12 protein-coding genes are annotated in these 13,650 nt (G+C 59.9%); 9 read left to right on the top strand and 3 right to left on the bottom strand.

All coding sequences use genetic code 11. The features are described from left to right. Nucleotides 1-96: 96 nt before the first annotated feature. A complete protein-coding gene (locus tag TRL7639_RS07435; RefSeq protein WP_085795096.1) occupies nt 97-552 on the bottom strand; it encodes a methyltransferase family protein in 456 nt (151 codons plus the stop codon). Between the two features lie 219 nt (nt 553-771). Between TRL7639_RS07435 and TRL7639_RS07430 the strand changes: the two genes are divergently transcribed. The 4 genes from TRL7639_RS07430 (at nt 772) to TRL7639_RS07420 (ending at nt 3,373) form a co-directional block, all read left to right on the top strand. Beyond that, nucleotides 772-1,524, top strand: coding sequence for an SDR family NAD(P)-dependent oxidoreductase (locus tag TRL7639_RS07430; protein ID WP_085795095.1), 753 nt, complete (start codon nt 772-774; stop codon nt 1,522-1,524). 90 nt (nt 1,525-1,614) lie between these two features. Continuing rightward, the gene (locus tag TRL7639_RS23305; protein WP_235820281.1) at nt 1,615-2,238 is read left to right on the top strand and encodes an NAD-dependent epimerase/dehydratase family protein; all 624 of its coding nucleotides are present in this window, start codon (nt 1,615-1,617) and stop codon (nt 2,236-2,238) included. Next, nucleotides 2,235-2,909: a DoxX-like family protein gene (locus tag TRL7639_RS23300; RefSeq protein ID WP_235820280.1), complete on the top strand. Its 675-nt coding sequence runs from the start codon at nt 2,235-2,237 to the stop codon at nt 2,907-2,909. Before TRL7639_RS23305 ends, TRL7639_RS23300 begins: the two co-directional genes overlap by 4 nt. Further along, nucleotides 2,906-3,373 (top strand): DUF2269 family protein, encoded by a 468-nt coding sequence (locus TRL7639_RS07420; RefSeq protein WP_085795094.1) that lies wholly within the window; start codon nt 2,906-2,908, stop codon nt 3,371-3,373. The genes TRL7639_RS23300 and TRL7639_RS07420 overlap by 4 nt, the downstream gene beginning before the upstream one ends. A gap of 57 nt (nt 3,374-3,430) precedes the next feature. Here the strand turns inward: TRL7639_RS07420 and TRL7639_RS07415 are convergent, their stop codons facing one another. Continuing rightward, nucleotides 3,431-5,170, bottom strand: a complete 1,740-nt coding sequence (locus tag TRL7639_RS07415) for an arylsulfatase (protein WP_085795093.1) — start codon at nt 5,168-5,170, stop codon at nt 3,431-3,433. A gap of 143 nt (nt 5,171-5,313) precedes the next feature. Between TRL7639_RS07415 and TRL7639_RS07410 the strand changes: the two genes are divergently transcribed. Together TRL7639_RS07410 and kynU are read left to right on the top strand one after the other, a co-directional pair. Continuing rightward, a complete protein-coding gene (locus TRL7639_RS07410; RefSeq protein ID WP_165759772.1) occupies nt 5,314-6,219 on the top strand; it encodes a LysR family transcriptional regulator in 906 nt (301 codons plus the stop codon). Between the two features lie 236 nt (nt 6,220-6,455). Continuing rightward, entirely contained in the window at nt 6,456-7,649 is a 1,194-nt protein-coding gene (gene kynU / locus TRL7639_RS07405; protein ID WP_085795091.1) for a kynureninase, read from the top strand. Here kynU and TRL7639_RS07400 read toward each other — a convergent pair. Continuing rightward, nucleotides 7,642-8,220: a TetR/AcrR family transcriptional regulator gene (locus TRL7639_RS07400; protein WP_085795090.1), complete on the bottom strand. Its 579-nt coding sequence runs from the start codon at nt 8,218-8,220 to the stop codon at nt 7,642-7,644. The genes kynU and TRL7639_RS07400 overlap by 8 nt on opposite strands. A gap of 101 nt (nt 8,221-8,321) precedes the next feature. On the opposite strand from TRL7639_RS07400, the gene TRL7639_RS07395 reads away from it, so the two are divergent. From TRL7639_RS07395 to TRL7639_RS07385, 3 genes are all read left to right on the top strand, one after another. Continuing rightward, entirely contained in the window at nt 8,322-8,786 is a 465-nt protein-coding gene (locus TRL7639_RS07395) for a (2Fe-2S)-binding protein (RefSeq protein ID WP_085795089.1), read from the top strand. Between the two features lie 3 nt (nt 8,787-8,789). Continuing rightward, on the top strand, nt 8,790-11,027 hold the full coding sequence (locus tag TRL7639_RS07390; protein ID WP_085795088.1) for a xanthine dehydrogenase family protein molybdopterin-binding subunit: 2,238 nt from the start codon (nt 8,790-8,792) through the stop codon (nt 11,025-11,027). A gap of 531 nt (nt 11,028-11,558) precedes the next feature. Continuing rightward, nucleotides 11,559-13,649 (top strand): Hint domain-containing protein, encoded by a 2,091-nt coding sequence (locus TRL7639_RS07385; protein WP_085795087.1) that lies wholly within the window; start codon nt 11,559-11,561, stop codon nt 13,647-13,649. Nucleotide 13,650 lies beyond the last annotated feature (1 nt).

Here is a 13,650-nt window from a genome sequence, read left to right as displayed (position 1 = left end):
GCGGTTTGGTTCGGTTCGCAAAGCCATGCCATAAATTGCGCAACATTATTTCGCAAGCGCAGCATTAAGAACGTTAGGTCCAGTGTCACAAAACTCCTACACCCAACGGCGCGTTTTGCCTTGATAACGGGCAAAATCCGCGCGAAACGTCCGCCTGAGCCGGTTTTCTTCCGGAATGACAAAGCGTCGCTCCAGCAGCCAGACAAAGATCGGAACAAGTGGTAGCGCCAACACGGCGTCAAACCGCAGAATCAGCCCTGCCAGGATCAGAACGTCACCCAGATAAATGGGGTTGCGTGTGCGCTTGAAGATGCCTGTCTGAACCAGCGACTGCGCATTCTCGTGCGGCCAGAGCGTGGTCTGATGCCTGCGCATCTCGGTTACTGCGAGCAGCATCAACAGCAGCCCGGCACCGATCAGCAGCCCGCTGAGAAGGCCGGAAATCGGCCCCTCCAAAGACAACCCAAGCGACAAGAACCGGGACTGCATCCATGCAAGGGCAGCAAATCCCAGCAACCAAAGTGGCGGCAGGTCAATCTTTCGAAGTGTCATGTGCGGTGTTCCATGGATGACACGCACCTTTCAGTCAGCTTGGGTGTCCCCTACTGCATGGCGGCGACAATTGTACAGACCAACATCTGGAATGCGACAATTTGAACGTCGTTTACGGCATGCGATTGCATGCCCTGATACCCCTTTGTGACGGAACGGCGCGGCTTGTCACATCGCCAGTCACGCGTAGGGTTGGGTCAGGAAACGGGAGGACAGGATATGAGTTTGCAGGGAAAACATGCGCTGGTAACGGGTGGCGGCACAGGGATCGGACTGGCCATTGCACGCGCCCTGGCCGATGAGGGCGCCCATGTGACAATCACCGGACGCCGCCAAGAGGTGCTGGAAGAGGTTGCCACCGACAACATGACCGCGATGGCCATGGATGTTCGGAATGAGGACGACGTGACAGCCAAGATTGCGGCGGCTGTTGCCAAGAATGGCCCGATCCAGATCTCGGTCCCCAATGCAGGCATTGCCGAGGGCAAGATGCTGCAAAAGACCGACATGGAATTCTGGCGCAACATCATGGCCACCAATCTGGATGGCGCCTTCCTGACGATCCGCGAAAGCCTGCGCTCGATGCTGGAAACCGATTGGGGCCGGGTAGTCCCTGTTGCCTCTATCGCCGGATTGCGCGGCGCGCCGGGGGCTGGTGCCTATGCTGCATCCAAACACGGGCTGGTGGGGCTGACCCGCACCTATTCCGAAGAATTCATGGGCACGCCATATACGTTCAACGCGCTTTGCCCCGGTTACGTCGATACACCCATCGTGGATCGCAACACCGTGTCGATCTCGGAACGTGCTGGCGTCAGTAAAGAGGACGCGCTCAAGATTATGGTAAGCTCGAACCGCCACAAACGTCTTATCGCGCCGGAAGAAGTGGCCGCCGCAGCCTTGTGGCTGGTCCGCCCGGGATCCGAGAGCATCAACGGCCAGTGCATCGAAATCGCAGGCGGCCAAACCTGAGGGAAACCGCGACACTGCGCCCCCCGAATTCTTGGCACTCAGCCGCGTTTCCTGATGTAAGGATACAAGGGAACGAGGAAGGGAACGGACGTGCCCAAGGCAATTGTTCTAGGGGGCTATGGCCTGATCGGATCGGCCTGCATGCGCGCTTTGGCGCTGGCCGGTTTTGATGTCGTTGGGATTGGACGGTCGCGCAGCGCCGCCGCTGCCTCGGGCGGCACCAACGCATGGATCATTCGCGACATTCCTTCAATCACAGTCGATCAATGGCGTGAATTCCTGACCGGTGTGGATGTGGTCGTCAATGCGTCCGGTGCGCTGCAAGACGGGCTTAGGGATGATCTTGAAGCTATTCATGTCACGGCGGTTTCGCGACTTGCCCAAGCCGCTGCAGATCTACCGGTGCGCATCATCCAGATCTCGGCCGCCGGCGTGTCCGAACAGGCGACAACCGCCTTCATGCGCAGCAAGGCGCGCGGCGACAAGGCGCTTATGCAGACCGCACAGGATTGGGTCGTCTACCGCCCCACTCTGTTGCTCGCACCTCAGGCTTATGGTGGCACGGCGTTGTTGCGCGCGGTCGCTGCCGTTCCCTTTGTCCAACCAATTGTTCTGCCGGACGCCCGCATCCAGACCGTGCACATGGACGACGTCACTGACGCCGTGATGTCCGCCGCAAAAGGCAGGATTCCCGCAGGACCGTCGCAGAGTTGACCGAAGACGCGACCCACAGCCTGCCGGATCTGATCGCCAAGATACGCCGCTGGCAGGGGTGGCCTGCCCCTCGGCTGACTTTCCCTGTGCCGTCTCTCTGCGTCTCAATTCTTGGTCGGGTCGCTGATGGGTTGGGATATCTGGGATGGCGATCACCGCTGAGAACCACCGCACTGAATGTGCTGTCAGATGGCGTTCAGGGAGACCCTGGATCATGGAACGCCGTAGGTGGTCAGCCGTGCCGCAGCTTGGACGAAACCCTCGGACAGCTTCCCGCAACCCGTCAAGAGCGACTCTATGCGCGGGCTTTTCTGGCCTTGCCCATGGCGATCGCGGTGTTGGCCTTGTTCTGGCTCCTCTCGGGGGCGATCACCCTGCTCGATCCCGCCCAAGCGATGCAGGTTCTCACGGACCGCATGGCGCCTGCGTGGATGATCGCACCTTCGGTGATTGGGGGCGCGGTTGCTGATGTTTTTCTGGGGCTGGCCATCCTCTATCGGCCTTGGGCCAAAAACGCGGCACTTGGCATGATCGCGCTGTCCGCAAGTTACTTGATCGGCAGTGTGTATCTGGCCCCCGATCTTTGGTCAGATCCCTTGGGACCAATGATCAAAGTTTTCCCAGGTATGGCCCTGGCCGCGATTGTCTGGCTGATGATGGAGGACCGATGACCTACGACATCCTGCTGTTTCTACATGTCGTCGGCGCCACGGTATTGCTGGGCACCGGGGCTGGCATCGCTTTCTTCATGGTTATCTCGAACAGGTCGCAAGACCCGCGGTTGATTGCCCATGTGGCCGGAATTGTGGTTTTGGCGGATACGCTGTTCACGGCTACAGCCGCCATAATCCAACCCATAACCGGATATTTCTTGGCGAAAGAGGTCGGCTGGCCTGTGATCGAAGGATGGGTGGGACTATCGCTTGCGCTCTATGTGGTTGTCGGCGCATTTTGGCTGCCGGTGGTATGGATACAGATCAGGCTCCGAAGTCTGGCTATCTCTGCCCGCGACGCGGGGCAAAACTTGCCGCCCGACTACCATCGCCTCTACCGTATCTGGTTCGCCTGTGGGGTTCCGGCCTTTGCCGCAGTGTTGGCGATCATTTGGCTGATGCTGACCAAGCCGCCCTTTTGAAACGCGAAAAGCACCGGGGCCCCATCAAACTGACAAGGCCCCGCCAAAACTTTTCAGTCAATGACCCGTGTTGCGCTTTGCATTGATCACGGTCTGCTCCAGCGGATTATATCCTTCTGGCACAGGAACCAGGTTCACCTCTTTCGCATAAGCCGCAAAGAACGCACGCATTTCCGCGACACGTTCTGGCATCTGACCTGCCAGGTCGTGCAGTTCCGACGGATCCGCTTCGATGTCGTAAAGCTCCCAGTCACCGGTGCCCTTGGGGTCCAGGTTCTGCATCAACTTGAAACGCCCCTGAAACACAGCCGACGAACCTGCAAGCTCATAGCCCACAGGATTGTCGTCACCGCGCACCGTCTCGGCCTCTCCCTTCAGAACCGGCATCATGCTGATGCCATCAGGCGCATGGATTTCACGACCATCGTAGGTGTCGCCCGGCGTTTCCACGCCAGCGACCTCAAGCAAGGTCGGCACGATGTCGCGGACAAATGCGAACTTGTCGACCTGGGTGCCAGGTTCCACCACGCCGGGAAAGCGGACGATCAGCGGAACGCGCAGGCCGCCTTCGGTCGAGAAGGTCTTGAAATAGCTGCCTGGCACAGCCGCGGCTGCAGCCCATCCTGGACCGTAGTCCGCATAGACGCCTTTTTGCCCCATGTCGGAATAGTCGCCCTCAAAGTCTTCGAAATAGACCTTGTCATAGTTGGCCTTGTACCAGTCCTGATAGGCCTCGGACAGCGGCAGTTGGTTGGGATCGGGACCGTTGTCGGCCATGAAGATCACGATTGTGTTGTCGGCAATGCCCTTATCCTCAAGGTGCTGCAACAAGCGGCCGATGTTGACGTCCATGTTGTCAAGCATACCGGCATAGGTCTGCATCCGCCGCGCATTGAACGCCTTTTCCTCGTCGCTCAATACCTCCCAATCGGGCATGCGCCAGGGCTCATAGCTGGTTTTGGCGAACTCGGGGTCCAATTCGACATCCGGCGAGATAAGGCCAAGTTCCTTTTGCTTTTCCAGGCGCGAGACACGCAATTCTTCGAAACCGTCGTCATAGACACCGTCGTACTTGTCGATGAATGATTTCGGCGCCTGATGTGGATAGTGCACCGCCTGATAGCCCACCCAAGCCAGGAACGGTTTGCCGTCGCCCAGATTGCTGTCGATGTAGTCGATCATCTTCTGGGTATAGAAATCCGACGAGAAGTAATCTTCTGTCGGCAGGCTGACCAGTTTGTCGTCTTCGTAGTAATGCACTCGGTCATAGAAAGGCGCATAGGGCTGCTCAACCCAGTTGTCGGCCCCGCTTTCACCCAGCATGAACGACCGTTCAAAGCCCCGGTCATAAGCAATCGTGCCGGGCTCGTGACCCAGATGCCATTTGCCAGTCATATAGGTGTGATAACCTGCATCACGTAGCAGACGCGGCAGCGCCACGACCTTGTCGTTCAGATGTCCCTCGTATCCAGGCTTGCCGAACTGGTTGTCGGCCTGGATTTCCAGCATGTTACCCAGACCGGCTAGGTGGTTGTCGACACCGCTGATCAGCATGGTGCGCGTCGGTGAACAGGACGCGCCTACATGGAAGTTGGTGAACAGCATCCCCTGATCGGCCAACCGATCGATCGATGGCGTATCAATCTCGCTGCCAAAGGCGCCGACGTCGGAAAACCCCATATCGTCGGCAATGAGGATCAGGATATTCGGGCGCTCGGTCCCGGCCATGGCCTGAAGCGCGGTGACGCTCAAAGCTACACCGCAGAGCGCTGAAATAAGTGAATTGAATCGAACCATTTAGGTCCTCCGTACTCGTGTCGTCCGGACGATCTGCCGCGGATTGACACCTTGTGGCAAAGAACCCAGGGTTGAGCCACATTTCGGACCTCTCGTTCCAGTCGTTGGTATGCGCGTTCCGTTTCCTGCGATGCGAGGCAAAAGTGATTGACGCAAAGATTTCTGCGGCGGTGTTCGCGCTGGCCAAATACGGCAACTTCCGCGCGGCGGCCGAGGCGATCGGCACCTCTCCGGCCAGCTTTTCGCGCTATATCGGTCAGGCTGAAAGCTATGCAGGTCATACCTTGTTCGAGCGGGGCCCGAATGGGGCGCCGCTGACGCCCGCCGGACGGGATTTCTTGCAACTGCTCGATCAGATGCAAAATGCCGCCACCCAGTTTGAGGCCGGCGTATCGCGCCTGCGCTCCAAGGGACCGGAAACGCTCAAGATCGGCTGCGGCCCGCTGACAACGCGCACAATCATCGCCCCCATTCTGGCGGAAATGCTGGGCGAGAACCCCGACCTGCACGCGTTGATCAACGTGCGCGCCACCAAGGAACCGCTGGAAGGCTTGCGCATGGGATCTCTTGACGTGGCGGTGTGCGACCTGACCCACACCCCGGATCTGAGTGATCTGGATATCTTGGTGCTCCGGAAGGAGCCTGTATCCTTCTGGGCCCGGCCAGGTCATCCGCTGCTGGATGCAACCTCGGTCTCGGTCGCGGATATCTTTCGTGGCCCTTTCACGACAGCGCATCTTCATCGCCATTGGCGCTCGGCCATCGCCGGGATGCTGGGCGGTGATCCAGAGGCTTGGCAGATCGTTGATCAGCTACCGCAGATCGAATGCGATGACTTTGCGCTGGTCGCGGATCTGGCCTGCCGTACCGATTTGGTCGCCGCCGGAATGCACGAAGATTTTGCGCCACATGCGGAAATGGGGCGGTTGCACCAGGTCAAAACTGTTGAGACGATGACTTGGAACATCTGCGCAGCACGGCGAAAAAACGCTGGTTTTCCCGCGCTTGAGGGGTTCTGGTCTCATCTGAGCCAAAGGTTTTGTGCATGAAGCAGCCCGCCGGGCTGGCTGGCTATCCGAAATTTAGCCAACCAGTTTCCAAGACTGAATACCAGGCCATAAACCTATAGGAAAAATAGATTTTCTTGCATATCACAGTCCAAACACAAGGTGTACCAGGCTTGCAAATCCCTGTTTTGTGAACACAAAAGCTGGACAGGGGTGATGGTTCTGCTGTACCCACGCCCCAAGATACTTCAAGCTTAAAATATATGTGAGAGGCCATCATGACCGACTTCGCTGCCACCAAGGCCATGTTCGAGCTGCCCGAGGGCGTGATCTATCTGGACGGCAATTCCCTGGGCCCCCTGCCCAAGGCTGCGGGTGCCCGCGTCCAGAACATGATGACCGAAGAATGGGGCAAGCTGCTGATCACCGGCTGGAACAAAGCGGGCTGGATGGCCAAGCCAACCAATCTGGGCGACCGTGTCGGCAAACTGATCGGGGCAGAACCCGGCAGCGTCGTCATGGGCGACACCCTGTCGATCAAGGTCTATCAGGCGGTTGCCTCGGCGCTGGAACTGAACCCTGGCCGCAAGGTTGTGCTCTCGGACAACGGCAACTTCCCCACCGACCTTTACATGGCCGATGGCCTGCTGCGCTCGCTTGGAGAGGGTTATGAGCTGCGCGTGGTCGACCCCGAGGCGGTGGCGGACAACCTCACCGATGATGTGGCCGTCATGATGATTACCGAGGTGGATTACCGCACCGGGCGCAAACACGACATGAAGGCGCTGACGCAAAAGGCCCATGCCAACGGCGTCATCACTGTCTGGGATCTGGCCCATACCGCCGGAGCCGTGCCTGTCGATCTGTCAGGCTGCAACGCCGACTTCGCGGTTGGCTGCACTTACAAATATCTCAACGGTGGCCCCGGCGCGCCGGCGTTCATCTATGTCTCCCCACGCCACGCAAACCAGGTGCGCCCGGCCTTGTCGGGATGGCTTGGGCATGAGGCTCCCTTTGCCTTTGATCTTGATTATCGTCCCGGGTCGGGCATCGAGCGGATGCGCGTCGGCACCCCGCCAGTCATTCAGATGACTGCACTGGAAACCGCGATGGATGTCTGGGACATGGCCGACATCCACGAAGTGCGCGCCAAATCCACTGAGCTGACCGAACTTTTCATCGCCGAGGTCGAAGCCGCCTGCCCGATGCTGACGCTGGCCAGCCCGCGTGATGCGGAAATCCGGGGCAGCCAAGTTTCGTTCAGTTTTGAGGATGGCTATGCTGCGATGCAGGCAATCATTGAGCGCGGCGTCATCGGCGATTTCCGCGCACCCGACATCATGCGGTTCGGCTTCACCCCGCTTTACATCGACGAGGGCGACGTGCGCGCCGCCGTGGCGATCATCTCGGATGTAATGAACAACAAGCTGTGGGACCGCCCCGAATACAAGGTTCGCAACCGCGTTACTTGACGGACAGACCGGCCCCCGCGATGGCCGCCAAAAGGCTGACGCGGGCGGTGTACATTTCAAAATCAGGGGCGTGTGTTTTCACGCCCTTGAGCGCGGAGGTCAGCGTCGCCGCAATCTCAGGTGCTTCGCCCGGAAGCCGCACCCGCCCCTTGGCGGCCTCTTGCGTCATCCAATCGGCATAAAGCGCCTGCAACGCCCCCTCACCTGAATCAACAAGATCCGAGGCCATGCTGGAGCTGGCATCCAGCAGTTCCATCCCATGCGGAGAGGCCAGCAGCGCCGCAACGCCCTCGCCCTGTTTCAGCATGGCAGCGGTCAGCAACTCTGTCACCGAACCCTCAGCACTCAACGCCTCTGACACAGCGGCGGCGGCCTTGTCATAATGGTGCTGAACCAGGCTGCGGCAGATGTCTTCTTTGTTGCGATAGTGCTGATAAAGCGCCGGACGCGACATGCCCGCTCCGCGCGCGATGTCATCCATCGACGTCTTACGGAACCCATAAGTCGCAAAGGCCTGAAACGCCGACCCAAGGATCGCCTGCTGCTTTGGATCACTGCTGATATCTTTCATGATTCATGCTCTGACAGTTTTTGTTCAAAATGTCAATTGACACACTGACACTTTGCATTAATTATGTCAGGCATCCTAGCTGAAGCGGAGAGATACGCGCCATGGCCACCACACTCACCATCAACGGCAAGACCCATCAGGTCGATCTGCCCGACGACGTGCCCCTGTTGTGGGTGCTGCGGGATGAGGTCGGATTGACCGGAACCAAGTTCGGCTGCGGCGTCGCCGCCTGTGGTGCCTGCACCGTGCACATCAACGGCGAGGCGGTGCGCAGCTGCCAAACCCCGCTGTCGGACGTAGACGGCCCCGTCACCACGATCGAGGGCATCGGCACCCCCGACAGCCTGGCCGCCATCCAGCAGGCCTGGGTCGAAAACCAGGTGGCGCAATGCGGCTATTGTCAATCCGGTCAGATCATGCAGGCCGCCTCTCTGCTGGCTGAAAACCCCTCGCCCACTGACACCGACATTGACGAGGCGATGCAAGGCAACCTCTGCCGTTGTGGCACCTATCCACGTATCCGCGCCGCGATCCATGATGCGGCCAGCAAGATGAAGGAGGCCTGATCCATGGGTATCGGAAAAATCCTGCGCCGCACCTTTCTAATCGGATCAGCCGCCATTGTCGGCGGTGTGGCCTTTGGCACCTATTATGTCACCCGCCCCGCTGCCAACCCGCTTGAACCACGCGAAGGCGAGGCCGCGCTGAACCCCTTTGTGCTGATCGACCAGAACGGCATCACGCTGTTCGCGCCCCGTGCCGAAATGGGACAAGGTGTGAAAACCTCTTGGGCTGCACTGATCGCCGAAGAGCTGGATGTCGAGCTGGAACAGGTCAACGTCCTGCACGGCCCGGCGGCGGCGGCCTATTACAATTCGGCCTTTGTGGCGGATGGCCTGCCCGGCAAGGGTTACGACACCAGCCAGTTCAAACACAACGTGGGCGAGGCCCTTGGCGTTCTGGGGCGGGCCTTGTCGCTGCACGGCACTGGCGGCTCGACTTCGATGAAGGACGGCTTCGTCCGCATGCGCGAGGCCGGGGCGAGTGCGCGTGAGACGATCAAACAGGCCGCCGCAGACCGCCTTGGCGTCTCTCGTGACGACCTCAAGACCGAAGCGGGTCATGTAATCGCGCCCGATGGCACGACGATCCCATACTCCGATCTGGCCGAGGCCACGGCGGCACTCGACCCCATCGAGGCCCCGCTGCGCGACCCGTCTGAATGGCGCATCCTAGGCCGAAGCCAGCCGCGCCTGGACATGGTCGGCAAATCCACTGGCACGGCGGAATTTGCCATCGACGTGCGCCTGCCGGGGATGAAGTTTGCCACCGTGCGCCGCAACCCCAAGCTGGGCGGTGGGATGAAATCCTTTGACGCAAGTGCGGCCGAGAGCATGCCCGGCGTCGAAAAGATCATCAGCGTCGATGACGGCATCGCGGTGATCGGCACCAACACCTGGTTGGTCATTCAGGCCGCTGAAGCGGTCGAGATCGATTGGGAAGACGCCCCCTATCCACCCACGACTGACGCCGTGTTCGCACAGATCGAAAAGGCCTTTGACGACGCGCCAAACTCGACCATGCGCGACGATGGCGATGTGGATACAGCCGTTGAGGGCGCGACCGAGATCAGCGCCAACTACACCGCGCCCTATCTGGCGCACTCCACGATGGAGCCGATGACAGCGGCCGCGCATCTGACCGGCGATGGCCTGCAGGTCTGGACCGGAACGCAGATGCCGGTCTTTGCGCAGCAGCGCGCAGCCTATGTGGCCGGGTTGGACAGCGAACAGGTCGAGATGAACACCACCTATCTGGGTGGCGGCTTTGGCCGTCGGCTGGAGCTGGACTTTGTCGAGGTCGCGGTCAAGGTCGCCATGGCCATGCCTGGCACTCCGGTCCTGACCACCTGGTCCCGCGAAGAGGACATGCGCCACGATTACTTCCGCCCCGGCGCGATGGCGCGGCTGCGGGGTGCGGTCAAGGATGGCAAGGCGGTGTTGATTGACGGCCATGTGGCGGCGCAATCGCCGGTACAACAGGCGGTGGAACGTCTGACCGGGATGGCAGGTGGCGGCCCCGACAAGGTGCTGGTCGAGGGGTTCTTCAACCAACCCTATGCGGTGCCCAATTATCGCATGAGTGGGTATATCGCCGATTTGCAGATCCCAGTCGGCTTCTGGCGCTCGGTCGGCAACAGCTACAATGGGTTCTTCCATGAGACGTTCATGGATGAACTGGCCCATGTCGCCGGTCGCGACCCGCTGGACTTCCGGCTAGACCATGCTCGCGACGAGTGGGACGTGGCCGCGCGCTGCCTGGAAAAGGTACGCGACATGTCCGACTGGACCGGCAAGACGCCAGATGGTGTGGGGCGTGGCGTGGCGATGACCTACAGCTTTGGTACACCGGTGGCACAGGTGATCGAGGTGGTGGACGAAGACGGCACCATCCGCATCAACAAGGCCTGGATCGCCTGTGACATGGGGCTGGCCATCGACCCGCATGTGGTCCGCGCGCAGATGTTCAGCGGTCTGATCTACGGACTGTCTGCGGCCTGTTTTGGCGAGATCACCTTTGATGAGGGCGAAGTGGAACAGTGGAACTTTCCCGACTATGATGCGCTTCGGATGCACACCGCGCCCAAGGTTGAAATCGAGATCCTGGAAACCAACCGCTTCATGGGCGGCGCGGGTGAACCCGGCACACCACCGTCAATGCCGGCGCTTGGCAATGCGCTCTTTGATCTGACGGGCAAACGCGCGCGCAGCCTGCCGCTGAGCCATGAGTTCGACCTGCTGATCTGACACGCATCCCATCTGTAGCGACCTAAGACGCCAGCGGACATCAAATCCGCTGGCGTTTCTTTGTGTTGTCCGCCGTGTTTCCCAGAAAGAAAGGGCTCCCGCACCCGCGCGGACCTGACTGCGTCAGCTCTGCGAACGGCCTTGGGCCGGGCGCCTCGCCTTCGGCTCGGCGTGGTCCCTCCCGTGGCAAACCGCGCTTTTTCTGATCCCAGTCAGTGCGGCGAAACGCCAGCCGCCGCGTGCAACGCGGCGGCCCGGCCCAACGGGAGGTGGGCATCTTCGATGCCCGACCGACGGACGGGAGCCTCCCCTGCTTACTCTCTCACCGTTCCCAATTTGGAAACAATTGTGGCAAACTTGCTGAAAATCTCCCCGTTTTCGTCAGAATGCCTCCCTTCTTTTGCCGTTACCCCCTTTTAGACCGTTCAATGGGACGGAAGGACTACCACAATATCCAAGAAGGCCCGTTTTGCAGAATATCGCGCGGGCGTCTCCTGACTTGGACACGCAAGCCAAGTTAGGACCAGTATCATGCCGTTCGGTTACCTTGTCTCTTTGGGAGCTGACAACACGCTCAATGCCACGGACATCATCAGTGGCGCCTGGACCGAATTCAACACTCAAACCGCACTTGGTGCAGGACAATGGGTGTTCACAGGCATTGATGGTGGCACTACATTCACCAATGAACAGGAACCGGGTCAGTTTTTTGTTGCTGAGGATGGCAACGTCTACTTCGTTCCCGACTTTGGCGAAGTCGACACGCTCACCAGCGCTTCCACGATCACGGCACCAGCTTATACGCCCCCCTCTCCGTTTGATGTTCCGACTGATCTGCCCGACAATATCGTCTTCGGTTCACTAGGAAATGACTCTATCGGCCCGACCTACACTGACGTTTTTGGCAGCAGCCTGAACGACTCGGCCGACAATGCCGATCTTGTTCTAGGATTTACGGGTGACGACACGATCCGCGGCCTGTCGGGCGACGATTGGTTGCTGGGCGGTGCCGGCGATGACATCCTGCGCGGCAACCAGGGTGATGACATCCTTTACGGGGATCGCTCTATTGAATCGCTGAGCTGGAACGCCCAGGCCGCGGATGAAACCGATGTTTCCGGCGGGTTCACCCAGAACACTGGCGACATCAACGTTGCTGTGAGTTTCAGCGACGACCGGAACAACGGCTCCTCAGAGTTTTCAATCGAAAGCTCTGACACGCTCTATGTCGGAGCAAACGAACCCTTCAACGAGCAGTCCTCGCTGTACCTGTTTGGTAACGGCACCGGGGCCACATCGACCACAACTCTCGACTTCTCGGCCGCGACCGGGGCAGACGTCCAGAGCGAGGTGGAAAACGTCTCGTTCCGGATCAACGACGTGGACTTCGGGTCCGGCAATCACCGCGACGTCGTGACGGTCAATGCCTTTGACGCCGATGGCAATCCGGTCGCAGTAACCCTGACCACTGACAGCTCGGCAGGGAACCCGGACACTGTTTCGGGCAACACCGTGACGGCGGGGGATTCCGGTGAAACACAAGCCGATCAGGCCGGTTCGGTTCTCGTCGAAATCGACGGCCCTGTTGCCCGCATCGAAATCGTCTATTCGAATGCCCTGAATGGCACCCAGGCGATTTGGGTCAGCGACGTTTTCTTTGAAACAATTCCCCTGACGGATGGCAACGATACCCTCGCTGGAGGGCAAGGCAGCGATACCCTGTTTGGCGAGGGCGGTGACGACGTTCTGAGCGGCGGCCAGGGCGCAGATGCCGCGGACGGGGGCGCAGGCAATGACACCTTGAACACCGCTCAGGGCGACACGGTTCAGGGCGGTGAAGGCGATGACACCTTTGTGCTGACCGATCTGGGCGAGACGGGCAGCGCCGATATCCAGATTGACGGTGGCGAAGGCGATGAAACCGACGGCGATCTGCTGGACTTCAACGGGTTGGCCGTCGATGGCACGCTGAACTTCACTTCGACCACGCCCGGTGATCTGGCCGGCACGGTCGAGATGACAGACGGCTCCATCGTCACCTTCCAGAACATCGAGCGCATCATCTGCTTTACCCCCGGCACGTTGATCGACACCGTCCACGGTCCGCGTCTGATTGAGGATCTGCGCCCCGGGGATCTGATCGTGACCCGCGACAACGGCCCGCAACCGCTGCGCTGGATTGGACAAAAGACGGTAGAGGCCACCGGCACCAACGCCCCCATCGAATTGCACCAGTCCCTGCTGCAGGGCGCAACCGCGCCGCTTTTGGTCTCGCCGCAGCATCGGATGCTGTGGTCAGGGTCACGCGCGCAGATGTTGTTTGGAGACAGCGAGGTTCTGGTTGCGGCACAACATCTGCTGAGCAACCCCGGTGCACGTCGCATCGAAGGCGGAGATGTCACCTACATGCATCTGATGCTGGACCAGCACGAGGTGATCTATGCCAATGGCGCACCGACCGAGAGCTTTTTTCCAGGCGACGCCGCGCTTGACGCCCTGACCGGCCAAAGCCGGGCCGAGATGTTCTCGATCTTTCCGGAACTGCGCAGCCATCACGGCGCCTTTGGCGAAACCGCGCGGTTGTGTCTGCGGGCGCATGAGGCCCGCGTGCTTGCCGCGTAAC

It is taken from the genome of Falsiruegeria litorea R37 (assembly GCF_900172225.1).
GTDB lineage: Bacteria > Pseudomonadota > Alphaproteobacteria > Rhodobacterales > Rhodobacteraceae > Falsiruegeria > Falsiruegeria litorea.
This window is presented reverse-complemented; position numbering and strand designations above follow the sequence as displayed.

What these genes read in the sequence shown, in the direction of transcription:
- TRL7639_RS07435 (WP_085795096.1), bottom strand. Translation starts at nt 552, where the DNA reads ATGACACTTCGAAAGATTGACCTGCCGCCACTTTGGTTGCTGGGATTT.
- TRL7639_RS07430 (WP_085795095.1), top strand. Translation starts at nt 772, where the DNA reads ATGAGTTTGCAGGGAAAACATGCGCTGGTAACGGGTGGCGGCACAGGG.
- TRL7639_RS07420 (WP_085795094.1), top strand. Translation starts at nt 2,906, where the DNA reads ATGACCTACGACATCCTGCTGTTTCTACATGTCGTCGGCGCCACGGTA.
- TRL7639_RS07415 (WP_085795093.1), bottom strand. Translation starts at nt 5,170, where the DNA reads ATGGTTCGATTCAATTCACTTATTTCAGCGCTCTGCGGTGTAGCTTTG.
- kynU (WP_085795091.1), top strand. Translation starts at nt 6,456, where the DNA reads ATGACCGACTTCGCTGCCACCAAGGCCATGTTCGAGCTGCCCGAGGGC.
- TRL7639_RS07400 (WP_085795090.1), bottom strand. Translation starts at nt 8,220, where the DNA reads ATGAAAGATATCAGCAGTGATCCAAAGCAGCAGGCGATCCTTGGGTCG.
- TRL7639_RS07395 (WP_085795089.1), top strand. Translation starts at nt 8,322, where the DNA reads ATGGCCACCACACTCACCATCAACGGCAAGACCCATCAGGTCGATCTG.
- TRL7639_RS07390 (WP_085795088.1), top strand. Translation starts at nt 8,790, where the DNA reads ATGGGTATCGGAAAAATCCTGCGCCGCACCTTTCTAATCGGATCAGCC.
- TRL7639_RS07385 (WP_085795087.1), top strand. Translation starts at nt 11,559, where the DNA reads ATGCCGTTCGGTTACCTTGTCTCTTTGGGAGCTGACAACACGCTCAAT.